The sequence below is a fragment of the Streptosporangium sp. NPDC087985 genome, from assembly GCF_044741965.1.
Taxonomy (GTDB): domain Bacteria; phylum Actinomycetota; class Actinomycetes; order Streptosporangiales; family Streptosporangiaceae; genus Streptosporangium.
On the sequence record NZ_JBIUTQ010000027.1, the window covers coordinates 50,620 to 72,927 of the forward strand.

Below are 22,308 nucleotides of genomic sequence, written 5' to 3' on the forward strand. Positions count from 1 at the left end.
ACGATCCAAACGTGCAACATGCGACCCACAGAACACGCCGGGATCCCTGGCGTCGCAGAAAGGAAGCCCAGTGGCTTTCAAGTTGCCGGGCGGACGCACGATCAGTGTCGTGGCCGTCGGAGTACTGGCCGGAACCCTGCTCACGACGGGCGGCAGCGCCGTCGCATCGGCGGCCGGTGCGGAAGTTCATGCATGCGTGCACAAGAAGACCCGTTATGCGCGGATCGTTAATGCGACGGCCGCGTGCAGGGCGACCGAGATCCGGGTGACCTGGGGTGATGGCGGTACTCAGTACCAGAACGTGAACACCCAGGGACCGCGGGGACCGCAGGGTCCCGCTGGTAAGGACGGCGCCCAGGGCCCGGCCGGCCCGCAGGGCCCGAAGGGCGACCGCGGTCTCCCCGGACAGAACGGCCAGCCGGGCAAGGACGGCGCCGCCGGGGCGAAGGGTGAGCAGGGCCTGCCGGGCAAGGACGGCGCCGCCGGTCCGCAGGGTCCGAAGGGCGACACCGGTCCGCAGGGTCCCGCCGGTCCGCAGGGCAGGAACGGCGCTGACGGCAAGAAGGGTGACACCGGGCCGCAGGGCAGGAACGGCGCTGACGGCAAGAAGGGTGACACCGGGCCTCGCGGACTGCAGGGCCCGAAGGGCGACGACGGCGCGAGCGCCTATGAGGTCTGGCTCGAACTGCCGGGCAACAAGGGCAAGTCGAAGTCGGACTTCATCGCGTCGCTGAAGGGCCCCAAGGGCGACAAGGGTGACCCTGGTACGCCGGGCTCGGGCGGCGGCTCCGGCACTCCCACCGTCACCACCCAGACCGCGTCGTTCGACTTCGGCGGTCAGGGCGGCAGCCAGAACGTGAGCTGCGGTGCGGGCAAGGTCGCCACGGGCGGCGGCTTCAGCAGCAGCGGCAGTGGCTCCGGTCAGATCTACACGAGCGCGCCCAGCGGCTCCTCCAGCTGGACCGTGAGCGGCAAGAACGCCAGCGGCACCGTCTACGTGATCTGCATGGGGTCCTGATCCGGGACTGAGCGCGACACCGCAGGAGGGCCTTCCGGCTGGTGGCCGGGAGGCCCTCCTCGTCGCGGAGGGCGGCCCCGGGTAAATCGGGCCTCACCCGAACAGACAAGAGGGGGTACGGCTCACGCGAGCCGTACCCCCTCTTGTGCCCGCGGGATCAGCCGAAGATGCCCGGCAGGGTGGCCGTGTGGGTCTCCCGGAGCTCGGTGACCGGGATGTCCAGGACGCCCTCGACGGCCAGTGAGGTGCCGCCGGTGGTGCCCAGGCCGTAGCAGGGGACCTCGTGGGTGGCGCAGAGCTCGGCGAAGGCCTCGAAGGACTCCGGCGCCACGGTCACCAGCGCGCGGGCCGACGACTCGCTGAACAGGTCGACGAACGCGTCGTCACCCGTCAGGGAGACGGTGCAGCCGACGCCCTGGGCGAGGCAGGCCTCGGCCAGGGCGATCGCCAGGCCGCCGTCGGACAGGTCGTGGGAGCCGGTCAGCAGGCCCTGGGACGCGGCCTCGGTCAGGACGAGCGCCAGGGCGCGCTCGGCCTCCAGGTCCGCCTGGGGCGGCAGGCCACCGAGGTGGCCGTGGGCCACGTGGGCCCATTCGGAGCCGCCGAACTCCTCTTCCGTGTCGCCGAGCAGGACGATCCTCTCGTCCGGGCCGGTGAAGCCGCTCCGTACCCGCCTGGCCACGTCGTCGATCACGCCCAGCACGCCCACGACCGGGGTCGGGTGGATCGGGGCGGATCCCGTCTGGTTGTAGAAGGAGACGTTCCCGCCCGTCACCGGCACGCCGAGGGTCCTGCAGGCGTCGGCCAGGCCGCGCGTGGCCTCGGCGAACTGCCACATGACCTCGGGGTCCTCGGGAGAGCCGAAGTTGAGGCAGTTGGTCACCGCGAGCGGCCTGGAACCGGTCACCGCCACGTTGCGGTACGCCTCGGCCAGCGCGAGCTGGGCACCCGCGTACGGGTCGAGCCGGGCGTAGCGGCCGTTGCCGTCCGTTGACAGAGCGATGCCCCGGGTCGTCTCCTCGGCGCCCGGCATGACCTCGCTGATGCGCAGCACACCGGCGTCGGCGGGCTGGGCCAGCACGGTGTTGCCCCGGACGTACCGGTCGTACTGGGAGGTCACCCACTCCTTGGACGCCAGGTTCGGCGAGCCGAGAAGCTCCAGCAGGGTCGCCCGCAGGTCGTCGGGGCGGGTCAGCCGCGCGGGGTCGTCGGCGTTGAGCGCGGCCTGGCCGGTCGGCTCGTGGAACGGCCGCTCGTAGACCGGGCCCTCGTCGGCCGCGGTGCCCGGCGGGATGTCCACGATGGTCTCGCCGTGCCAGGTCATCACCAGGCGGCCGGAGTCGGTGACCTCGCCGATCACAGTGGCCGGGATGTCCCACTTGGTGCAGATCGCCATGAAGGCATCGATGTCGTCGGGGGTGACGACGGCCATCATGCGTTCCTGCGACTCGCTCATCAGGATCTCTTCGGGCCGCAGCGACGGGTCGCGCAGCGGGACCAGGTCCAGCCGGACGTCCATGCCGCCGGTGCCCTTGGCCGCGAGCTCGGTGGTCGCGCAGGAGACACCGGCCGCGCCGAGGTCCTGGATGCCGACGACGACGTCCGCCTGGTACAGCTCCAGGCAGCACTCGATCAGCAGCTTCTCCATGAACGGGTCGCCCACCTGGACACTGGGGCGCTTGGCGTGCGACTCGTCCTCGAAGGTGGCCGAGGCCAGCACGGACGCGCCGCCGATGCCGTCGGGGCCGGTGAGCGCGCCGAACAGCACGACCTTGTTACCCGGTCCCGGGGCGACGGCCAGCTTGATCTGGTCCTTGCGGAGCAGGCCCACGCAGAGCGCGTTGACCAGCGGGTTACCGATGTAGCAGGGGTCGAAGACGACCTCGCCGCCGATGTTGGGCAGGCCCAGGCAATTGCCGTAGTGGCTGATCCCCTCGACCACGCCGGGCAGCACCCGCCGGGTGTCGTGGGCGTCGGCCGCACCGAACCGCAGCGCGTCCATCACCGCGATCGGCCGGGCACCCATCGACATGATGTCGCGGACGATGCCGCCGACACCGGTCGCCGCGCCCTGGTGCGGCTCGACGTAGGACGGGTGGTTGTGCGATTCAATCTTGAAGGTGGCGGCCCAGCCGTCGCCGATGTCGACGACGCCGGCGTTCTCGCCCATGCCGACGAGCAGGGCCTCGGATTTGGGGGCCTTGGTGCCGAACTGGCGCAGGTGCACCTTGGAGGACTTGTACGAGCAGTGCTCGCTCCACATGACGCTGTAGATGGCCAGCTCGGAGCTCGTGGGCCGGCGGCCGAGGATCCCGCGGACCCGGTCGTACTCCTCGGTCTTCATGCCCAGCTCGCCGTACGGCTGGCGCTCGTCGGGGGTGTCCTCGGCCCGCCTGACGGTGTCCAGGTTCATACGGCCTCCGTCGGCTCGCTCGCTCACAGGTTCACCAGCCTCTTCAGGATGGAGGAGAAGAATCCGCGGCCGTCCGTGCTCGGGGCGCCGGTGAGGTCCTCGACCGCGTGCTCGGGGTGCGGCATGAGGCCCACGATGTTTCCGGCCTCGTTGCGGATGCCCGCGATGTCGTTCAGGGAGCCGTTGGGGTTGCCTCCGGTGTAGCGGAAGACGACCTGGCTGCCCGACTCCAGCGCGCTCAGGGTCGCCTCGTCGGCGACGTAGCGGCCCTCGCCGTGCTTGACCGGCAGGACGATCTCCTGGCCCTCGGTGAAGTCCGACGTCCACGGGGTGGTGGTGTTCTCCACCCGGATGCCCTGGTCGCGGCAGATGTAGTGCAGCCCGGCGTTGCGCATCAGCGCGCCGGGCAGCAGGTGGGCCTCGCAGAGAATCTGGAAGCCGTTGCAGGTGCCCAGGACGGGGAGCCCGGCCCTGGCGGCGGGGATCAGCTCCTCCATCAGTGGCGCGAACCTGGAGATCGCCCCGCACCGCAGGTAGTCCCCGTAGGAGAACCCGCCCGGCAGGAAGACCGCGTCCACGCCCTTGAGATCGGGATCCGCGTGCCACAGCGGGACGGCTTCGCCACCCGCGTGCCGTACGGCGCGGGCCGCGTCCTGATCGTCAAGGGTTCCGGGAAAAGTGACGACGCCCACGCGGGCAGCACTCATGACAGCGTTCCCCTCCAGAAACGAGCACCGCGCCGGCGTCTCACCCATCGGACGGCGGTCTGCGGCGGTGTGCCCAGGCTATCCGTTCCTGAGCCGGAGGTGACACGCGGAGTCGTCTGATCACACAGCTCACCGCGGAGGAACGGCCGGTGAGTTGGAGGATCACACAACACCGGCTCCGCCGTACCGGTCGTTGGGGACCGTCCGTACGGAAGCCGGGGGACACAGGGGCGGATACGCGGAATGGGGAGCTGGGGCGGGGCCTGCGCGGCCGCCGCGGTGTTCACACGGCGGCGAGCATCGGGCGGCGGAGGAAGACGGCGTCGTCGTCCCAGTCGAGATGCTTGCGGAGATGCACGGTGGTGCCCCGGCCGGGTGCGATGTCGAAGCTGATGTCGTCCACCACGGCCTGCATGATGAGGATGCCCCGGCCGTTCTCGGTGTCCGCCGGGGGATACTGCTCGGGCACTCTCGTGAGGCCGTGACCGTTGTCGATGATGCGGACGTCGCAGCGGCCGTGGCCGATCGCGGCCTCTACCTCGTAGCGGTTGGCCGGGCCACCGTGGCGCACCGCGTTGGCGCACGCCTCGGTGACCGCGAGCAGGATGTCGGACACGCAGTCCTCGGTGACGCCGAGCGACCGCAAAGAGTCGCCCAACGCTCTGCGGACCATCGGAATACCGATGGCCTCCCTAGGCAGAGCCAACGAGAACTCGATATCCACCGGATCCCTCCAGGGCCAGACGTCACCCTGTCAAGGTTTCCCCGCAGAATCCGGGCTAACCGCAAAATAACCTTGATGTTATTTAGTGTTGGTCAAGTTGTGGGATTCCGACACATCCGGAGTGGGATTTAGCCTGACGTAAGGAAATTTCCTGCGTGATACGTGATGGTCTACGACTCAACGGTGACCGTGTAGTCCTCGATCACGGTGTTGGCCAGCAGGGTTTCGGCCATTTTGCGGACGTCCGAAAGAGCGGCCTCGTCGGCGGGGCCATCGATGTCCACCTCGAACCGCTTGCCCTGCCGTACCGCTGAGACTCCGGAGAAGCCGAGCCGGGGTAGCGCGCGGGCGATTGCCTGACCCTGCGCGTCGAGAATCTCGGGCTTCAGCATGACGTCGACGATGACGCGCGCCACGGTGTTCCTCCTGGTTGCAGCGGGGACGTTCGGCGCCTCAAGCGTAACGGGCTTCCCCGGCAGTTCGCCGCGGGGTCCGGATGCCCCACGTGCAAGGGTAAAGAAGGGTTCAGTGGGAACGGGGAGCGTATGGATGCCGGGACAGGTCTTGCGCGCAGGTGTGTGCCCTCTGTAACGATGTCCTCAAACGCATACGAACTACCACCAAACGGGTCGGATGCGTTGCTGATCGGCCGGACCTGGATGGCGAACCCATCCAGGCGGCCCCGAGCACACAGGAGCGGCACGTGACAGCCGAGGCCTCTCATGGTGCGGAAGCACCTCCGGAGCTCGTCCAGTTGCTGACCCCCGAAGGAGAACGGGTCGAGCATCCCGACTACGACATCGATCTGACACCCGAAGAGATCCGCGGGCTCTACCGGGACCTCGTCCTGGTCCGCCGCGTCGACCTGGAGGCCGTGGCTCTGCAGCGCCAGGGCGAGCTGGGCATCTGGGCCTCCCTACTCGGCCAGGAGGCCGCGCAGATCGGCTCGGGCCGGGCGCTGACCGAAGCCGACATGGCCTTCCCGACCTACCGTGAGCACGGCGTGGCCTGGTGCCGGGGCGTGGACCCGGTGAACCTGCTCGGCCTGTTCCGCGGTGTCAACCACGGTGGCTGGGACCCCGCCGAGCACAACTTCCACCTCTACACGATCGTCATCGGCAGCCAGACCCTGCACGCGGTCGGCTACGCCATGGGTGTCCAGCGCGACAGCGCCGAGGCCGCCACGATCGTCTACTTCGGTGACGGCGCCACCTCCCAGGGAGACGTGAACGAGTCGTTCATCTGGGCGTCGGTGTTCAACGCGCCTGTGGTGTTCTTCTGCCAGAACAACCAGTGGGCCATCTCCGAGCCGCTGGAGAAGCAGTCCCGCATCCCGCTGTACCGCAGGGCGAGCGGGTTCGGCTTCCCGGGCGTCCGGGTCGACGGCAACGACGTCTTCGCCTGCCTCGCGGTCACCCGCAAGGCGCTGGCCGACGCCAGGTCAGGGCAGGGCCCGATGCTGATCGAGGCCTTCACCTACCGGATGGGCGCGCACACCACCTCCGACGACCCCACCCGCTACCGGGTGGCGGACGAGCTCGAGGCGTGGAGGCTCAAGGACCCGATCGAGCGGGTCCGCACCTACATGTTCAAAAACCAGCTCGCCGACCAGGACTTCTTCGACGCGGTCGACGCCGAGGCCGACGATCTGGGCAAAGACGTGCGCAAACGCTGTCTCGAACTGCCCGACCCCGAACCGCTGGCCATCTTCGACCACGTCTACGCGGAGCCGCACCGGTTGATGGACGAGGAGCGCGCCCAGTTCGCCACCTACCTGGAGGGTTTCGAGGGATGACGACTCTCACGCTGGCGAAGGCGCTCAACGAGGGCATGCGCAAGGCCATGGAGGACAACCCCAAGGTCCTCATCATGGGTGAGGACGTGGGCAAGCTCGGCGGTGTGTTCCGCGTCACCGACGGGCTGCAGAAGGACTTCGGCGAGCAGCGGGTCATCGACACGCCGCTGGCCGAGTCGGGCATCATCGGCACGGCGATCGGTCTCGCGCTCCGGGGGTACCGCCCGGTCTGCGAGATCCAGTTCGACGGGTTCGTCTTCCCCGCCGCCGACCAGATCATCACCCAGCTGGCCAAGATGCCGCTGCGGTCGTTGGGGAAGGTGAAGCTGCCGGTGGTGGTGCGGATCCCGTGCGGTGGCGGCATCGGCGCCGTGGAGCACCACAGCGAGTCTCCCGAGGCCTACTTCACCCACACCGCCGGCCTGCGGATCGTGGCCTGCTCCAACCCCGCCGACGCCTACACGATGATCCAGCAGGCGATCCGCTGTGACGACCCCGTCATCTTCTTCGAGCCCAAGCGGCGCTACTGGGAGAAGGCCGAGGTGGACACCTCCGCCGACTCCGCCGGCTGGATGCCCTTCGACCAGGCCCACGTGGTACGGCCCGGCACGGACCTCACCCTGCTGGCATACGGGCCGATGGTGAAGACCTGCCTGGAGGCCGCGACTGCGGCCGAGCAGGACGGCCGGTCCCTGGAGGTCGTGGACCTGCGCTCGCTCAACCCGCTGGACGTCGATCGGGTCACGGAGTCGGTCCGCCGGACCGGACGCTGCGTCGTGGTGCACGAGGCGCCGGTCTACAACGGCTTCGGCGCGGAGGTGGCCGCCCGGATCACGGAGAGGTGCTTCTACAACCTGGAGGCCCCGGTGCTGCGCGTCGGCGGGCCGTCCACGCCCTACCCGCCCTCCAGGCTGGAGGACCACTACCTGCCCGATCTGGACCGGGTCCTCGACGCCGTCGACCGGGCGTTCACGTTCTGAGAGGGGGAACGATGAAGGAGTTCAAACTCCCTGACGTGGGCGAAGGCCTGACCGAGGCCGAGATCGTCCGCTGGCACGTGAAGGCCGGCGACCCGGTCAAGGTCAACCAGATCATCGTGGAGATCGAGACCGCCAAGGCCGTCGTCGAGCTGCCCTGCCCGTTCGAGGGTGTCGTGGCGGCCCTGATGGCCGACGAGGGCGAGACCGTGGACGTCGGCCGGCCGATCATCTCCGTCGACGACGGGACCGGTCCGGCCCCCGCCCCCGCCTCTGACCGAGGGCAGGTCCTGGCCGAGGACATGGTCCCGGAACCCCCCAAGGAGGAGCGCCAGCCCGTCCTGGTGGGCTACGGCGTCAAGATGGGCACGGCCAAACGCCGTCCCCGTAAGCCGTCGGCCATCCAGCCTGCCCCCCAGGCGGCCGGCGGGACCGAGACTTCCGCCCGGAAGGACGCCCCGCCGTTCACCCGGGAGAGCGGGCCGGTCACCGCCACCCCCTCGGGGCCGGTCGTCGTCGCGCCCTCGGGACGGGTCGCGGTGCTGGCCAAGCCTCCCGTGCGGAAGCTGGCCAAGGACCTCGGGGTGGACCTGACGGCGCTCACCGGGACCGGCCCGCAGGGCTCGATCACCCGGGACGACGTCCACTCGGCGGTTGGAGCGGTGCCGGCTCCGGCCGCGGCGCGGGCCGTACAGGCGGTTGAGGAGCGGATCCCGGTCAAGGGCGTGCGGAAGGCGACCGCGCAGGCCATGGTGGCCTCCGCGTTCACCGCGCCGCATGTCACCGAGTTCCTTCAGGTGGACGTGACCGGGACCATGGACGCGGTCACGCGGCTCCGGCAGTTGCCCGACTTCGCCGAGGTCAAGGTCTCACCGTTGCTCCTGGTCGCGAAGGCGGTGGTCGTCGCCGCACGCCGGTATCCGATGATCAACTCGACATGGGACGGTGCCGGCCAGGAGATCGTGGTGAAGCACTACGTGAACCTGGGCATCGCTGCGGCCACCCCGCGGGGCCTGATCGTCCCCAACGTCAAGGACGCCCAGGCTCTGTCCCTGCCGGACCTCGCCAAGGCCCTCGGCACCCTCGCCGAGACCGCCAGGGCGGGCCGTACCCAGCCCGCCGACATGGCCGGAGGCACGATCACGATCACGAACGTGGGCGTCTTCGGAGTGGACGCCGGCACCCCGATCCTCAACCAGGGCGAGTCGGCCATCCTGGCCTTCGGCCAGGTCAGGGACATGCCATGGGTGGTGGACGGGCAGATCGTGCCGCGCAAGGTGTGCACGCTCGCGCTCTCCTTCGACCACCGGGTCGTGGACGGGGAGCTCGGCTCGCTCTTCCTGCGCGACGTCGGCGCCATGCTGGAGGACCCTCTGCGCATGCTCGCCTGGAGCTGACGACGAGAGCCCGCGAGCCCGCTCCCCCCACCGGGGGAGCGGGCTCGCGGTGCTTCCGCCACCGTCCCCGGATATGCCGGGTCCGACGGACTTTCGCGGATCCGCGATCCGTGTTTTTTATGAAAAACTTATGTGCCCTCCCATGGCACAGAGCGGACCGTGCGCGGCATGCGCCGATTGCCTCTCCGTTGGTCTTCCGGACCTTCTCTTGGGATTCTTTGGGGCCGTGCTTTGAGAAGCTGATCCGTATTTAATATGCCCAATAGGTTGTTTGAGGATAAATGCGGAAGAGGGTGGCTGTCCGGTTTTATCGGCTGGTTGGAACGATCAGTTAAAACGTCTTTAATGGATGCCGCTTTTAGCTGTTTGTGCCGATATGGGTGATATTGTCGGTATCGGTAAGCGGACAAAAAGCCAGCGAGAGGAGATAATCCATGAGGCTTATCAGTATCTTCCCGGCAAATCGCGCCCCGCTGGATTGGGGCGGATGTGGATGCCGTCGTCGCCGTTGGCGCCGTGGATGGCGACGGGGCTGGTGGTGGTAGAAAGATCGAACGAGAACCGGCGGACAGCCCGCCGGTTCTCGTTTTCCCCGCCGCCCTCGCCCTCGCTCAACGGCGCGGAACCGATGACGGACTCCCCGGCCCCGGTCTCCCCGCTCGCGCCGATGGTCTCCGTCCGGGAGGCCTTCCGGCACTTCTGGCCCCACACCCGTGGTCTCCGCAGGCTGTTCGTGGCCGGCGTCCTGCTGGCGATCGTGGCGGCCATCTGCGAGGTCGCCGCGATCGGGCTGTTCGGGTTCATCACGGACGAGGTCCTCAGCCGCCAGAACCTCGGGGCGTTCTGGGGGCCGGCGTCCGCCTGGCTCGGCCTGGCGGTCGTCGCGGGTCTGGCCTCCTTCGCCGGTTCCTACGCCACCGCCGTGGGAGGGGAGCGTTTCCTGCTGCGGCTGCGGGACAAGGTGTTCTCCCACATCCAGACGCTCACCACGGATTTCTTCGACAACCGCCGGCTGGGCGACCTGATGGCCAGGCTCACCGACGACGTGGAAGCCATCGAGGAACTGGTCGGCTCCGGCCTGGTACGGCTCTTCACCACGGCGGCCAGCGTGGTCTTCTTCGCCGGAGCGGCCTTCTACATCCGGTGGGACCTCGCGCTGGTGACGTTCGCGATGATCCCGGCCTTCCTGATCGTCTCCAAGGTCTTCGCGTCGAGATTCAGGAACGCCGCCGCGCGTGAGCGGCTCAGCAACGGCACCATGAACAGCGTCATCGAGGAGAGCCTGGCCAACCAGGCCCTCGTCCAGGCCTACAACCGCCAGGAGTCCGAAGCCCGGCGACTGCACGGCGAGGGCCACACCTGGATGCGGGCCAAGGTCCTCCAGGCCGCGCTGTCCGCCATGTACGGACCGGTGGTCCAGGTCCTCGAGACCGTCTGCATGCTCGTCATCATCGGGTTCGGCGCGTGGGAGATCGCCGCGGGGCGCCTCACCATCGGCGGACTGCTCGCCTTCGCGGCCTACCTCGCCTACCTCTATCCGGCGGTCCAGAGTCTCGGGCAGCTCGCGCTCACCGTCTCCGAGGCGGCAGCCGGTTCCGACCGCGTCATCGAGATCCTGCGGACCCGGCCCACCGTCACCGACCGCGAAGCGGTGGTTCCGATGGCGACGCGGAGCCTCGGCCGGATCGACTTCGAGGAGGTCGGCTTCACCTACCCGGACAGGACCGGCCCCACGCTGAGAAACCTGTCCTTCAGCGCCGAGCCGGGTGAGCTGATCGTGTGCACCGGGCCCAGCGGCGTGGGCAAATCCACCATCACCAAGCTGCTGCTGCGGTTCTACGACCCCACCGCCGGACGCGTCCTTCTCGACGGAGTGGACATCCGCGACCTGCCGCGCAGGTCGTTGCGTGAGAGCATCACCATCCTCCAGCAGGAGAACCTGCTCTTCTCAGGAACCGTGCGTGACAACATCGCCTACGGCTGTCCGGACTCCGGCATGGACGACATCGTCCGGGCAGCGGTCATGGCGGACGTACACGACTTCATCACCACGCTTCCCCGGGGATACGACACCCCCCTCGGGCAACGTGGCCGGCTCGTGTCCGGGGGGCAACGCCAGCGCATCGCCATCGCCCGCGCGATCCTGCGCGACACCCCCGTGCTCGTCCTCGACGAACCGATGACCGGGCTGGACTCACCCACCGCGGCGCGGATCATGGGACCTCTCCGGCGGCTCATGTCCGGCCGTACGACGATCCTGATCACCCACGATCTCCGCCTCATACCCGAGACCGCTCGCACGATCGTTCTCGAACCCGTCCAGAATCCCATCCGGACGAGGATCACGCTCTTCGGACGTCGCGACGCGACAGCGCGCCCGATCTGAGGGGGTGTCCCGGCCGGCCCGGGGCTGTTCTCCCGGGCCGGCCTGGTAAAAATCCGTGTGCCTCTGCGACGGGCGGCCTACCGGCTTCCGGCTACCACCAGTCACCACCACCACCACCGCAGCCGCAGCCGCCGCCGCAGCGACAACAGCCGCAGCAGCAGCGCCGTCTCCAGCAGCCGCAGCCGGTGACGATCCCGGTGGCCGTGGTGGCGGTCTGGACGGCCGGGGTCGATGCGACGGCGGCCGATGCCTGCGCGGGGACTGCGGCGAGCGCTCCGGCGAAGAGCCCCGCACCCATCATGCTCGCGATGAACGAGGCAGCAGTCTTGGTTTTCATGCGATCCTCCGATTTTCACGCGAAGACGGATCCGTCCTCATGAATTTCTGGACAGTCCAAAGACTGCCGGAAGGGGAGCGATCAAGAAACCGCAAAGCACTTATACTTTGGCAAAACGCCATACAACTGTATAAATAAGAAATAAATTGTGCATATCGGCGTATTTCGTGACAAAGAGTTCTACCCATATTAAATGAGATTCAGTCCCCGCTGTCCTGCCGTGGCGGGCGTGGCCGTACGCTGACGGGGAACTCAAACGGAGGGAAGATCATGTTCCGGCATGTCGTGCTTTTCACCTGGACCGGAGAGGCCACCGCCGAGCAGAAGGACACGGTCGCCGCCGAACTCGGCAGGCTGCCGGAGGTCATCGAGGGAATCCGCGCCTACGCCTTCGGTGCCGACGCGGGAGTGAATCCCGGCAATCACGACGCCGCGCTCGTCGCCGACTTCGACAGCCTCGACGACTACCTGGTCTACCGTGACCACCCGATGCACCAGGCCGTGATCGCCAAGCACATCAAGCCGATCCTGGCGTCGCGCGCGGCCGTGCAGTTCGCCTGCTAAACCTCCGGCGGGTGGTTCTCGCGGTGCATCAGGCGACCCTCCGACGTCAACTCGCGCTTGGGCGCCAGCATGATGCTCAATACGGCCCCGACGCCGCCGACGATCATGAAGATTATCCCGATGATGTCGATGTGCACATTCCTGCCGAGAACGTCGGGCTCGATGGCGAACCGGAGGATGGCGCCGAGCGTGAGAAAGAAGATGCTGACCCCGACACCCATCGAGCCCTCCGGACGCACGTAATGACCAGGTAAAAGGAGCGTACGTGCTTGGTCACCCCCTCTCAAGGGTGATCGCGCCACTCAGATAGACCTTGTCCACGGCGGCGGAGGAAACGAGGGAGGGGCGACCCTGTGAGACAGGATCGCCCCTCGGTGTCGCCTGCCGCGGGAGCAGGTGGCTCTGCGGTGGAGAAGGTCAGAAGGCCTCTTCGGGGAGCTCCATCAGGTCCTGGTTGGTGGCGTTGAGCACGCGGCGCTCGGCGGCGAGGCGGGGCAGCACGGTCTGGGCGAAGAACGAGGCCGCCGCGACCTTGCCGGTGTAGAACGCCTTGTCGCTCCGGGCCGTGGCCGAGTCCGGCGTGATGTCGGAGGAGCCCAGCGCGGTCAGGGCCACCTCGGCCTGACGTAGGAGCAGCCAGCCGATCACCAGGTCGCCCAGGGCGAGCAGGAACCGGGTGGTGTTGAGGCCGACCTTGTAGACCTCCTCCGGCGCCTCCAGGGAGCCGATGGCCCAGCCGGCCATGGTGTCGGCCATGGCCTTGACCTCGTCGGCGGCCTCGTCGAGGAGCTTGCGTTCCTCCTTGAGGCGGCCGTTGCCGGCCTCGGAGGCGGCGAAGGCCTTGATGTCGCCGTACAGCGCGCCCAGGGCGACGCCCTGGTTGCGCAGGACCTTCCGGAAGAACAGGTCCAGGCCCTGGATCGCCGTCGTGCCCTCGTAGAGAGAGTCGATCTTGGCGTCCCGGATGTACTGCTCGATCGGGTAGTCCTGCAGGTAGCCCGAGCCGCCCAGGGTCTGCAGCGAACGGGCCAGCAGTTCGTAGGAGCGCTCGGAGCCGACCCCCTTGACCAGGGGGAGCAGCAGGTCGTTCACCGCCTCGGCGTGCTCGTCCCGGCGGCCCTCGAAGTCGGCGATCTGCACCGCGTCCTGGTAGGTGGCGGTGAACAGGACCAGCGCCCGCATGCCCTCGGCGTACGACTTCTGGAGCATGAGCTCGCGGCGCACGTCCGGGTGGTGGGTGATGGTCACGCGCGGGGCCGACTTGTCGGCCATCTGGGTGAGGTCGGCGCCCTGCTTGCGGGCCTTGGCGTACTCCAGCGCGTTCAGGTAGCCGGTGGAGAGCGTGGCGATCGCCTTGGTGCCCACCATCATCCGGGCATTCTCGATGATCATGAACATCTGCTTGATGCCCTCGTGCACGTCACCGATCAGCGTGCCCACCGCCGGGTGCTTGTCACCGAAGGTGAGCTCGCAGGTCGTGGAGACCTTCAGGCCCATCTTCTTCTCGACGTTGGTGACGTAGACGCCGTTGCGCTCGCCGAGCTCGCCGGTCGAGAGGTCCACGTGGTACTTCGAGACCAGGAACATCGACAGGCCCTTGGTGCCCACGCCGTGCCCCTCGGGGCGGGCCAGGACCAGGTGGAAGATGTTGTCGGTCATGTCGTGCTCGGCGCTGGTGATGAAACGCTTGACGCCCTCGATGTGCCAGGTGCCGTCGGGCTGCTGGATCGCCTTCGTGCGGCTGGCGCCCACGTCGGAGCCGGCGTCCGGCTCGGTGAGCACCATGGTGGCGCCCCAGTGGTTCTCGATGGCCAGCTGGGCGTAGCGCCTCTGTTCCTCCGTACCGATCACGTGCATCACGTAGGCGAAGGCCGGTCCGCTGGCGTACATCCAGATCGCCGGGTTCGAGCCGAGGACCATCTCGGCCAGCGCCCAGTTCACGCTGCTGGGGAGGCCGGGGCCGTTCAGCTCGGCGGGCAGGCCGAGGGTGGTCCAACCGGCGTCACGGTAGGCGGCGAAGGACTTCTTGAAGCCCTCCGGCATCGTCACCGTGCTGGTGGCGGGGTCGAAAACCGGGGGTGTGCGGTCGCCCTCCTCGAAAGAGTCGGCCAGCACGCCCGTCGCGAGACGGTTGACCTCGTCGAGGATGGTCCGCACGGTCTCCTCGTCGAGATCGGCGTAGCGGCCGGTGCCCAGGATGTCCCGGCGCCCGAACACCTCGAAGAGATTGAACTCCAGGTCACGGAGATTGCTCTTGTAGTGGCCCATGGGGTCTGCTCCTTGAAACCGGGGAACCGGAACTCTTCCGTACTCGTCAGTAACCTTACCGATAATGCTACCCGCCAGTAACCCAAGAAAAACAGCACCGATAGGACGTTCGTCACAGTCGTTCAGGGAAGAAATCCGTTCCATGCCCCTCCGATCTCCCGCAGGGACGCGTCCCCGGCCTGCCGTCTCGGCCGGGACCGGATCGAGGAGGTCGTCGCGGCGTCGGCCGAGCTGGAAGCGTGGCCGGGTCCTGCGCGACCGGCGGTTCACACTCTGGTGGGAGTCGCGGTGACATTTGCTACGCTCCAGGAGCAGAGTCCCCATGAGGGCGGCTCCCGGACGAGACGCGCCGTACCCGGTCGGAAAAGACGACGCTCCTTCCGAGAGGAGCCGTCATGGCCTGGGTTCTCATCATCATCGCCGGTCTGTTCGAAGTCGCGATGGCCTACTCGCTCAAGATGAGCCACGGATTCTCCGCGCCGCTGCCGAGTGTCGGGTTCGCCGTCTTCGCCGTCCTCAGTTTCGGACTGCTCGCCGTGGGGCTCAAGGGCCTTGAGGTCGGTACGGCCTACGCCGTCTGGACGGGCATCGGCGCCGTCGGCACCGCGTCCCTGGGCATGCTGCTTCTTGGGGAGGACGCGTCGTTCCTCAAGATCGCCTCGATCGCCCTCATTCTCGCCGGCGTCGTCGGCCTCAACCTCGCCGGTGGCGGCCACTGAGCATCCCTGACCGCAGAGGAAGAACCGGCTTGACGCCTTAGGCGGTGTCGCGGTTGGGTAGAGGCATGATCGACGTTCACTTCGTGACCATTGACTGCGCCCAGCCGTACGAGCTGGCGACCTTCTGGCGAGAGGCCACCGGTTGGGAGCTTCACCCGGAGACCGACAAGGCCGACGACGAGGTCCTGCTCCAGGGCAAGCTGAACATCCTGTTCATCAGGGTCCCCGAGGACAAATCCGTCAAGAACCGACTCCACCTGGACGTCACCGGCGCGGACGGCACCACCCGCGACCAGGAGGTCGAGCGGCTGCTGGGGCTCGGCGCCACGGTCCACGACGACCTGCGCAACCCCGACGGCACCGGCTGGGTGACCATGCTGGACCCGGAGGGCAACGAGTTCTGCGTCTGCCGCGCCGAGTACGAGAGGACCCGCTAGCTCTTGCCGGAGTGATGTTCTGTCGGGGATGCTGCCGTCATGAGCCCCCCGAGCGCGTCTGTGAGCATCCACGTCTCGGCGTCGCCCGCGGTGGTCTACGCACTGGTCACCGACATCACCACCATGAGCGCCTGGAACGTCGAGTGCCGGAGCGCCGAATGGGTCGGACAGATCCGGGAGGCACGGCCCGGTGCCCGGTTCCGGGGGCACAACAGCCGCGGGCGGCGGCGCTGGTCCACCCTCTGTACGGTGACCGCCGCCGACCCCGGCCGGGTCTTCGCCTACCACGTCCGCGCCGCCGGCCTGCTGGACGTGGCCCTGTGGCGCTTCGGCATCACGCCCACCGAGACGGGCTGCCACGTGGAACAGAGCACCTGGGACACCCGGGGTCCCCTCATGCGGATCGTCGGCAGGCTGGTCACCGGTGTCCCGGACCGGGCCGCCCACAACGAGGCCAACATGCGGCGGACCCTGGAGGGCATCAAGAAAGTGGTGGAACGGGCATAAGAGAGCATGCCCGGCCCCCGTCACTCGCCTTGGGCCCGGTCAGCGGCCGGAAGGCAGGGACGACTGGCCCCTTCCCCTGAGGGTCAGGGCCAGGACGGCGGTGATCAGATACACCGCGACACCGCCCTGCAGCGCGTCCAGCGCCGCGCCGAACACCCCCTCGCCGTCGATGATGAGCTGGACGGGATACATGAGCGCGGCGGCGCCGAGCGCCGGGTAGAGGGAGAACCGCCAGGGGCGGCGGAGCGCCCAGAGGCGGGCCTTCCGGGTCACCCGGTCCCCCCGGTCGGGCCTGCTGATCGAGCCGACCGCCGCGATCAGCGCGAACAGGCCGATGCCGAGAGACAGGGCCCAGGTCAGGTCGGCCTTCCCCGGCAGGATCACGCCCAGGCCGAAACTGGCGGCCGCGACCGTGCCGCCGGTCACCGCGGCGGCATTCCACGGGGCCCCCCGCAGGGCCGCTCCGGCGAGGGACATCTCGTCACGTCGAGTCAGTTCGTCGTTCATGACACCAAGGCTGCCTCCCCGGACCCCCTGTCCACATCCGGGAGCAACCCTGACCCGCCCCTGAGCCCCGTCCCTCGGTAGGTTGGCCGCCATGTCAGTGAACTTCCGTGTCGCCCGAGCCGAGGATGTCCCGCTGATCGTGGGCATGATCGCCGACGACACGATCTCCGCCACCCGCACCGGCGACTTCGGCGACGAGCACCGCGCCGCCTTCGAGGCCATCGACGCCGACCCCAACAACGAGCTGATCGTCGCGGAGCTGGACGGTGAGCTCGTGGGCACCATGCAGCTCACCTACATTCCGGGCATCTCCCGCCGCGGAGCGCTCCGGATGCAGATCGAGGCGGTCCGGATCGTCGTCTCCCTGCGCGGCCGGGGACTGGGCCGCCAGATGATGGAGTGGGCGGTCGAACGCGGCCGGGCCCGCGGCTGCGCGCTGGTCCAGCTCACCACCGACAAGGCACGCACGGACGCCCACAGGTTCTACGGCTCCCTCGGCTTCGTCGCGTCCCACGAGGGTTACAAGCTCACGCTAGGTTGAACGATCAGTCCGCCGGCCGCCGAAGAGCCCGCCGACGCCGGGATCCCCTCCGAATTTGATCTCTGGCGCGGCATCCTCAACTATGTCAACCCGGACAGAGTTGAGGGAGAGTAATGGGAAAACGCGCGCTTGGTCTAGGGGTTCTGGCTCTGCTGCTGACAGCCTGCGGGGGCACCGCCGGCAGCACGGCCGGAGACTCCGCGGCCCCTCCGGCCGTTCCGACATCCACTTCGAGCGCCGATCCCACCCCGGTCGCGACGCCTACTCCGAGCGCCGACCCCACTCCGGTCGCGACGCCCACCCCCAGCCCCACCGGGGTGAACATCGACGGCTGCATCACCAAGAAGAACGGGAAGATCTTCAAGTACACGCGCGAGGGCATGACCACCCAGGGCGTGATCATGGGAAAGGGCTCCGTAGGAGTGGTCGTCTCCTACGAGCGTCATGGCAGGGTGTGCGACTGGCTCCCGCTGGCCGACCGGCTGGTCGGCGAGGGATACCGGGTCCTGCTGTTCGACCGGAACAACACGGCGACCCCCGAAAAGGACACCGTCGCGATGGCCGATCGGCTGCGTGAGGCGGGCGTCACGAAGATGTTCCTGGTCGGCGGCTCGATGGGCGGCCGGCTCTCCGTGCTGGCGGCCGGCATGCTGAAGTTCCCGGTGGCCGGAGTCATCAGCATCTCCGGGGGGATGCAGCCCCACGAAGCCGCCGATCTCACGGCGCCCTTCCTCCAGGTGGCCGGGGACCAGGACGGCATCGCCCCGACCGACCTCGTGCAGGCCATCTACAACGAGGCCGTGAAGTCGGCCGACCGTCAGCTGGTCTTCCTGACCAGCAGGGACCACGCCAGTCAGCTCTTCAGGAGCGACCAGGCGGAGAGGACGTTCACCCTCGTCACGGCCTTCATCAAGAAGCACAAGGGCTGAGCTCGACCAGGTTGTCGTGGTAGACGGCGCCTCTGCCCATGTCGGCGTCGCGCTCGTCCACCACGGCGTTCACCGTCGCCCCACCGGAACTCAGCTTGCGCCAGTGCCCCTTGGTGGAGGCCACCACGCCCGGCTGCACCCTGTCGCTGATCTCCACCACGGCCTCGAACTCGCCGTTGGCGTTGAACACCCGGGTACGTTGCCCGTCGCTCAGCCCCCGCTGGGCGGCGTCCGCGGGGTTGACCAGGATCCGGGGCCCCTTCGAGCGCCGCAGCAGCTCGGGGTTGTTGCCGAAGATGGTGTTGAGGAACGTGTGAGCGGCCGGGGTGATCAGCGCCAGAGGGTACGGTCCGCGCTCGGCCGAGGCCGTGTACGAGGGGACATAGGCGGGTCCGGAGCCGAACTCCAGCTTCCCCGAGGGCGTCGGGAAACCGTCGGCGAAGGGCACGAACGGCTGCGGCACGTTGAGCCGGACCCATCCCTCCTTGCGCAGCCGGTCCACCGTGATGCCCTCCAGCGAGGGGTGTCCCGAGGCGAGCAGCTGCTCGGCCAGCTCAAGGTCGGAGTCGTACAGCGACGGCTCGGTCAGGCCCATGTGCCGTGCCAGGCGCCGGAACGTCTCCATGGTGGACAGGCACTCGCCCGGCGGCTCGACGGCCGGCTCGTTCCACATCAGATACATGTGCCCGTAGCCCGCGTGCAGGTCGGTGTGCTCGATCTGCATCGTCGCGGGCAGCACGATGTCGGCGTAGTCGACGGTGTCGGTCGGGAACTGCTCCATCACGATCGTGAACAGATCCTCGCGCAGGAGCTTCTCGCGGATGCGGTTCTGGTCGGAGGTGGAGCCCATCGGGTTGGCCGCGTACACCCACAGGCACTTCACCGACCCGTCCAGCCCCTCGGCCAGCCGGGTCATGGTGAGCTGCCGGACCGGCTCGGCGAGCAGGTCCTCGCGGGTGTCGACGTTCAGGTGGATGTAGGCGCTGGTGGAGTAGGCGACCCCACCGCCGGGATGGCGCCAGTCGCCGGTGACCCCGGGGATGGCGGCGATCGTGCGCATCGCGGTGCCGCCGCCCGCGTGCCGCTGGATGCCCATCGTCGCCCGGATGCCGGTCGGCCGGGTGTGCGCCAGCCGTACGCCCAGGGCCCGGATGGCGGACTCGGGCAGCCCGGTGATCTCCGCCACGCGCTCCGGGGGATACCGGAGGATCTCCGCGCGTAGACCCTCCCAGCCGCTCGTGTGGTTCTCCAGGTAGTCGCGGTCCTCCATGCCCTCGGAGAGGACCACGTTCATCAGCCCGAGGGCCAGGGCCGCGTCGGTGCCCGGCCGGATCGGCAGATGCTCGTCGGCCTGGTCGGCGGTCCGGGTGCGGATCGGGTCGATCGCCACCACGTGCGCCCCGGCCGCACGGGCGTCCTGGATGAACTTCCACAGGTGGTGCCCGCTGGTCAGCGTGTTGGTGCCCCAGAGCAGGATCAGCTTCGACAGAGCGAACGTCTCCGGGTCCATCCCGCCGGCCGTGCCGTTGGTCCGCGACAGCCCGACGTTGCCCGCCGTCGAGCAGATGTTCAGGAAGTGCCTGGAGGCTCCGAGCACGTTCCAGAACCGCCGCCCCGCCATGCCCTCGGACCCCTGGATGTAGCCCAGCGTGCCGGTGCCGATATACGGCCAGATCGCTCCGCCGCCGTGCTCCTCGACGATCCCGCGCAGCCGTACGGAGATCTCCTCCAGGGCCTCGTCCCAGGTGATCCGTTCGAACCGGCCGGACCCCTTGGGGCCGACCCTGCGCATCGGGTAGAGGATGCGGTCGGACGCCTGGGCATGCTCAAGGTAGCGGTTGACCTTCACGCAGAGCGCGCCGCGGGTATAGGGGTGGTCGGGGTTGCCGCGCATCCTGACGGCCTTGCCGTCCCGGACGGTCACCACCCACGAACACGTGTCCGGGCAGTCCAGCGGACAAGCACCCAGAACCTGCAGTTCACCCAGAGACATGTCTCCGACTTTAGAGGCACATACGGAAAGAGGGTACGGCCGACGTAGCCGTACCCTCCCGTGATGCCGTGGGTCCTACATGGGGACACCGTTGTGGTCGTGGTCGTGGTCGAGACCGCCACCACCGGTCCCGGGGTGATTGGAGCCGGGGGCGCCGCCGCCGGGCAGGTCGTTGCTGTAGGCGTAGACGAACGCCGCCGTCGCGATCGCGCCGGTGTTGATCGCCAGCGCCTTGTCGTTGACGTTGGCGATGGTGTCGCACGCCTGGTGGTAGCAGCTGTCGTAGGGAGCCCCGGCCTGACCGCCGAACTTGGCGGCCTCCGCGGCGCTCTTGATACCCTCGGCGCCGGTGAACAGGCCGCCCGCGGGGATGCCGACCTCGATGAAGGGTCCGTAGTCCGAACGGCCGGTGAAGTCGGTGCCGACGTACGGCTGGCCGACCGACTCGTAGTACGACTCGAAGAGCTTCTCGATCTTGTCCGAGCCAGGAGGGCCTGCCGGAGCGCCGACCTTGTCGGAGTCGTCACCGTCGTAGATCCCGAGGATGTAGTTCGGTGAAGCGATCATGTCGAAGTTCAGGTACAGCTTGATCCTCGCCCGCTCCTGCGCGGAGAGGTTGGTCACGTAGTGCTCGGAGCCGAGCAGGCCAAGCTCCTCCGCGCCCCAGAAGGCGAAGCGGAGCTTGTTCTTGACGGGCAGGACGCCCGCCTTCAGCGCCGTCTCCAGGATGGCCGCGCTGCCGGAGCCGTTGTCGTTGATACCCGGCCCCTCCGTGACGCTGTCCAGGTGGGAACCGAGCATGACGACCTTGTTCGGGTCGCCCCAGCGGCTCTCGGCCAGGACGTTGCGCGTCCTGCGGTTGGGGTCGCCCTCGGTGCTGGCGGTGAGCGTCACCGTCGTTCCGGCGGCGGCCAGCTCGTTGCCGACGGCGAAGGTGGTGCCGACGACGGGGATGTTCGTGGTGGGCACGTTGAGCGTGCCGCTCACCAGGGCCTGGCGGTCGTCGGCGCCCGTGCCGGGCTGTCCCTCGTTGAAGATGATCACACCGGAGGCGCCGGCCGCCTGGGCGAGCTCGGCCTTGACCTGGAAGTTACAGGTGCCGCGCTGGAGCAGGGCGATGTTGCCGGCGGTGAACCCGGCGAAGTCGCTCGGCGCGCAGCCGGAGGCGGCGCTGGGGGTCGGGCTCGGTGGCAGGACCAGGTTCACCGCCTGCACGGGGGCTGTGACGTTCCCCGAACCGGAGTAGGTCATGATTTTGAAGTCCGTGTTGCGCACGTAGGTCTTGCCCCCGGGCGAGACCCGCTTGAGCACCGAGGGGGTCAGCTCGCGGAAGAACGGGAACACGAACTCCTGCAGGGTGACCTTGTATCCCGCGCCACGCAGCTTGTCGGCCACGTAGGTGACCGAGGCCTCGTGCCCCGGGGTGCCCGAGGCGCGGGTGCCGCCGTTGGCGTTGGCGATCTGCTGGAACTTCTCCAGGTGTCGCTTGACGAATTTCGCCTGGATGGAGTGGGTGAACACCCTGGGGTCCGGGTCGGCGCTGGCCGGGGTGGCGGAGATCACCGGCAGCGTCATGGCCGAAGCAGCGGTGATCGCCGCCACCAGACCCTTGTAAGCGCGTGTGCGCATGCAAACTCCTTTAGCACTGGCACGAGTGGAGAGGAAATCCCCGTGATCGCGATAAGACGGAAGGTAGTAGGAGTAATCGCGATCTTTAAAGACCGGCTCCACATTCGTTATCGAGCGGAGTCGAATCAGCGTTCGGGGTGTTCCCTGGCCCTACTTGACGGTCGTGGTTTCCTGACGTAAACGTGTGCCGTCGCGCGCCTGGCGAGGCGCGGGGGGCGCAGGTCGGCGGCGTGCTCGTCCTGGACAGTTCAGGAGTGCTCCCGCCGGGCCCCAAGGCTTTCACGCCATCTCCGGAAAACCTCGTAGCCTTGACGGAGTGTCTGGCGCCGCCCCTGGAAGAGAGTGGTCAGCGGCGGTGACCGTGGCCGGATGAGGTCACGGCGCCGTGCCGGGTCACCCGGTACCACCTTTTCCGGATCTCGGGCATCAGGATGGGAGCCATACCCTCGAGACTGTCGGA

The 22,308-nt window shown here is 68.2% G+C and carries 22 protein-coding genes and 1 riboswitch; of the genes, 11 read left to right on the forward strand and 11 right to left on the reverse strand.

The features are described 5' to 3' along the window. The first annotated feature begins 70 nt into the window (after positions 1 to 70). Entirely contained in the window at positions 71 to 1,018 is a 948-nt protein-coding gene (locus ACIN94_RS30295; protein ID WP_400713515.1) for a hypothetical protein, read from the forward strand. 157 nt (positions 1,019 to 1,175) lie between these two features. On the opposite strand, the gene purL is transcribed toward ACIN94_RS30295, so the two are convergent. The 4 genes from purL to purS all read right to left on the reverse strand — a co-directional run bounded on the left by purL (position 1,176) and on the right by purS (position 5,278). Next, complete coding sequence (gene purL / locus ACIN94_RS30300) at positions 1,176 to 3,431, reverse strand: phosphoribosylformylglycinamidine synthase subunit PurL (protein ID WP_400713518.1); 2,256 nt, start codon at positions 3,429 to 3,431, stop codon at positions 1,176 to 1,178. Between the two features lie 23 nt (positions 3,432 to 3,454). Then, positions 3,455 to 4,138: a phosphoribosylformylglycinamidine synthase subunit PurQ gene (purQ, locus tag ACIN94_RS30305; RefSeq protein ID WP_400713521.1), complete on the reverse strand. Its 684-nt coding sequence runs from the start codon at positions 4,136 to 4,138 to the stop codon at positions 3,455 to 3,457. A gap of 283 nt (positions 4,139 to 4,421) precedes the next feature. Further along, complete coding sequence (locus tag ACIN94_RS30310) at positions 4,422 to 4,844, reverse strand: ATP-binding protein (protein ID WP_400713524.1); 423 nt, start codon at positions 4,842 to 4,844, stop codon at positions 4,422 to 4,424. A 188-nt stretch (positions 4,845 to 5,032) separates the two neighbouring features. Next, positions 5,033 to 5,278 (reverse strand): phosphoribosylformylglycinamidine synthase subunit PurS, encoded by a 246-nt coding sequence (gene purS, locus ACIN94_RS30315; protein ID WP_400713527.1) that lies wholly within the window; start codon positions 5,276 to 5,278, stop codon positions 5,033 to 5,035. A 287-nt stretch (positions 5,279 to 5,565) separates the two neighbouring features. Here purS and pdhA point away from each other — a divergent pair, with 287 nt between their 5' ends. From pdhA to ACIN94_RS30330, 3 genes are read left to right on the forward strand one after another with little or no spacing between them, the layout of a single operon-like run. Beyond that, positions 5,566 to 6,657, forward strand: a complete 1,092-nt coding sequence (gene pdhA / locus ACIN94_RS30320; protein ID WP_400713530.1) for a pyruvate dehydrogenase (acetyl-transferring) E1 component subunit alpha — start codon at positions 5,566 to 5,568, stop codon at positions 6,655 to 6,657. Beyond that, positions 6,654 to 7,637, forward strand: coding sequence for an alpha-ketoacid dehydrogenase subunit beta (locus tag ACIN94_RS30325; RefSeq protein WP_400713533.1), 984 nt, complete (start codon positions 6,654 to 6,656; stop codon positions 7,635 to 7,637). Before pdhA ends, ACIN94_RS30325 begins: the two co-directional genes overlap by 4 nt. 11 nt (positions 7,638 to 7,648) lie before the next feature. After that, positions 7,649 to 9,031: a dihydrolipoamide acetyltransferase family protein gene (locus ACIN94_RS30330; protein WP_400713536.1), complete on the forward strand. Its 1,383-nt coding sequence runs from the start codon at positions 7,649 to 7,651 to the stop codon at positions 9,029 to 9,031. A gap of 444 nt (positions 9,032 to 9,475) precedes the next feature. On the opposite strand, the gene ACIN94_RS30335 is transcribed toward ACIN94_RS30330, so the two are convergent. Beyond that, the gene (locus ACIN94_RS30335) at positions 9,476 to 9,646 is read right to left on the reverse strand and encodes a hypothetical protein (protein WP_400713539.1); all 171 of its coding nucleotides are present in this window, start codon (positions 9,644 to 9,646) and stop codon (positions 9,476 to 9,478) included. A 13-nt stretch (positions 9,647 to 9,659) separates the two neighbouring features. Between ACIN94_RS30335 and ACIN94_RS30340 the strand changes: the two genes are divergently transcribed. After that, positions 9,660 to 11,417, forward strand: a complete 1,758-nt coding sequence (locus tag ACIN94_RS30340; RefSeq protein ID WP_400713541.1) for an ABC transporter ATP-binding protein — start codon at positions 9,660 to 9,662, stop codon at positions 11,415 to 11,417. Between the two features lie 91 nt (positions 11,418 to 11,508). On the opposite strand, the gene ACIN94_RS30345 is transcribed toward ACIN94_RS30340, so the two are convergent. Further along, positions 11,509 to 11,754 carry a hypothetical protein gene (locus ACIN94_RS30345; protein WP_400713544.1) on the reverse strand — a complete coding sequence of 82 codons (246 nt, stop codon included), beginning with the start codon at positions 11,752 to 11,754 and terminating at the stop codon, positions 11,509 to 11,511. Positions 11,755 to 12,024: 270 nt separating this feature from the next. On the opposite strand from ACIN94_RS30345, the gene ACIN94_RS30350 reads away from it, so the two are divergent. Continuing rightward, positions 12,025 to 12,318: a Dabb family protein gene (locus ACIN94_RS30350; RefSeq protein WP_400713547.1), complete on the forward strand. Its 294-nt coding sequence runs from the start codon at positions 12,025 to 12,027 to the stop codon at positions 12,316 to 12,318. On the opposite strand, the gene ACIN94_RS30355 is transcribed toward ACIN94_RS30350, so the two are convergent. Both ACIN94_RS30355 and ACIN94_RS30360 read right to left on the reverse strand, forming a co-directional pair. After that, complete coding sequence (locus ACIN94_RS30355; protein WP_400713550.1) at positions 12,315 to 12,539, reverse strand: hypothetical protein; 225 nt, start codon at positions 12,537 to 12,539, stop codon at positions 12,315 to 12,317. The two genes, ACIN94_RS30350 and ACIN94_RS30355, sit on opposite strands and share 4 nt — an antisense overlap. A 196-nt stretch (positions 12,540 to 12,735) precedes the next feature. Further along, positions 12,736 to 14,586 carry an acyl-CoA dehydrogenase gene (locus ACIN94_RS30360; RefSeq protein ID WP_400713553.1) on the reverse strand — a complete coding sequence of 617 codons (1,851 nt, stop codon included), beginning with the start codon at positions 14,584 to 14,586 and terminating at the stop codon, positions 12,736 to 12,738. 311 nt (positions 14,587 to 14,897) lie between these two features. Next, positions 14,898 to 14,964: riboswitch (guanidine-III (ykkC-III) riboswitch) on the forward strand. A 17-nt stretch (positions 14,965 to 14,981) separates the two neighbouring features. Between ACIN94_RS30360 and ACIN94_RS30365 the strand changes: the two genes are divergently transcribed. The 3 genes from ACIN94_RS30365 to ACIN94_RS30375 all read left to right on the forward strand — a co-directional run bounded on the left by ACIN94_RS30365 (position 14,982) and on the right by ACIN94_RS30375 (position 16,249). Beyond that, positions 14,982 to 15,305, forward strand: a complete 324-nt coding sequence (locus ACIN94_RS30365) for a DMT family transporter (RefSeq protein WP_400713556.1) — start codon at positions 14,982 to 14,984, stop codon at positions 15,303 to 15,305. A gap of 65 nt (positions 15,306 to 15,370) precedes the next feature. Continuing rightward, on the forward strand, positions 15,371 to 15,742 hold the full coding sequence (locus ACIN94_RS30370) for a VOC family protein (protein WP_400713559.1): 372 nt from the start codon (positions 15,371 to 15,373) through the stop codon (positions 15,740 to 15,742). 39 nt (positions 15,743 to 15,781) lie between these two features. Further along, entirely contained in the window at positions 15,782 to 16,249 is a 468-nt protein-coding gene (locus ACIN94_RS30375) for an SRPBCC family protein (protein WP_400713562.1), read from the forward strand. Between the two features lie 39 nt (positions 16,250 to 16,288). On the opposite strand, the gene ACIN94_RS30380 is transcribed toward ACIN94_RS30375, so the two are convergent. Continuing rightward, positions 16,289 to 16,756: a hypothetical protein gene (locus ACIN94_RS30380; RefSeq protein ID WP_400713565.1), complete on the reverse strand. Its 468-nt coding sequence runs from the start codon at positions 16,754 to 16,756 to the stop codon at positions 16,289 to 16,291. Between the two features lie 91 nt (positions 16,757 to 16,847). Here ACIN94_RS30380 and ACIN94_RS30385 point away from each other — a divergent pair, with 91 nt between their 5' ends. Both ACIN94_RS30385 and ACIN94_RS30390 read left to right on the forward strand, forming a co-directional pair. Further along, complete coding sequence (locus tag ACIN94_RS30385) at positions 16,848 to 17,297, forward strand: GNAT family N-acetyltransferase (protein ID WP_400713568.1); 450 nt, start codon at positions 16,848 to 16,850, stop codon at positions 17,295 to 17,297. A gap of 113 nt (positions 17,298 to 17,410) precedes the next feature. Further along, complete coding sequence (locus ACIN94_RS30390; RefSeq protein WP_400713571.1) at positions 17,411 to 18,226, forward strand: hypothetical protein; 816 nt, start codon at positions 17,411 to 17,413, stop codon at positions 18,224 to 18,226. On the opposite strand, the gene ACIN94_RS30395 is transcribed toward ACIN94_RS30390, so the two are convergent. Further along, complete coding sequence (locus ACIN94_RS30395) at positions 18,207 to 20,219, reverse strand: molybdopterin-dependent oxidoreductase (RefSeq protein ID WP_400713574.1); 2,013 nt, start codon at positions 20,217 to 20,219, stop codon at positions 18,207 to 18,209. The two genes, ACIN94_RS30390 and ACIN94_RS30395, sit on opposite strands and share 20 nt — an antisense overlap. Before the next feature lie 75 nt (positions 20,220 to 20,294). Continuing rightward, positions 20,295 to 21,848 carry a M28 family metallopeptidase gene (locus ACIN94_RS30400; RefSeq protein WP_400713577.1) on the reverse strand — a complete coding sequence of 518 codons (1,554 nt, stop codon included), beginning with the start codon at positions 21,846 to 21,848 and terminating at the stop codon, positions 20,295 to 20,297. Positions 21,849 to 22,308: the final 460 nt, after the last annotated feature.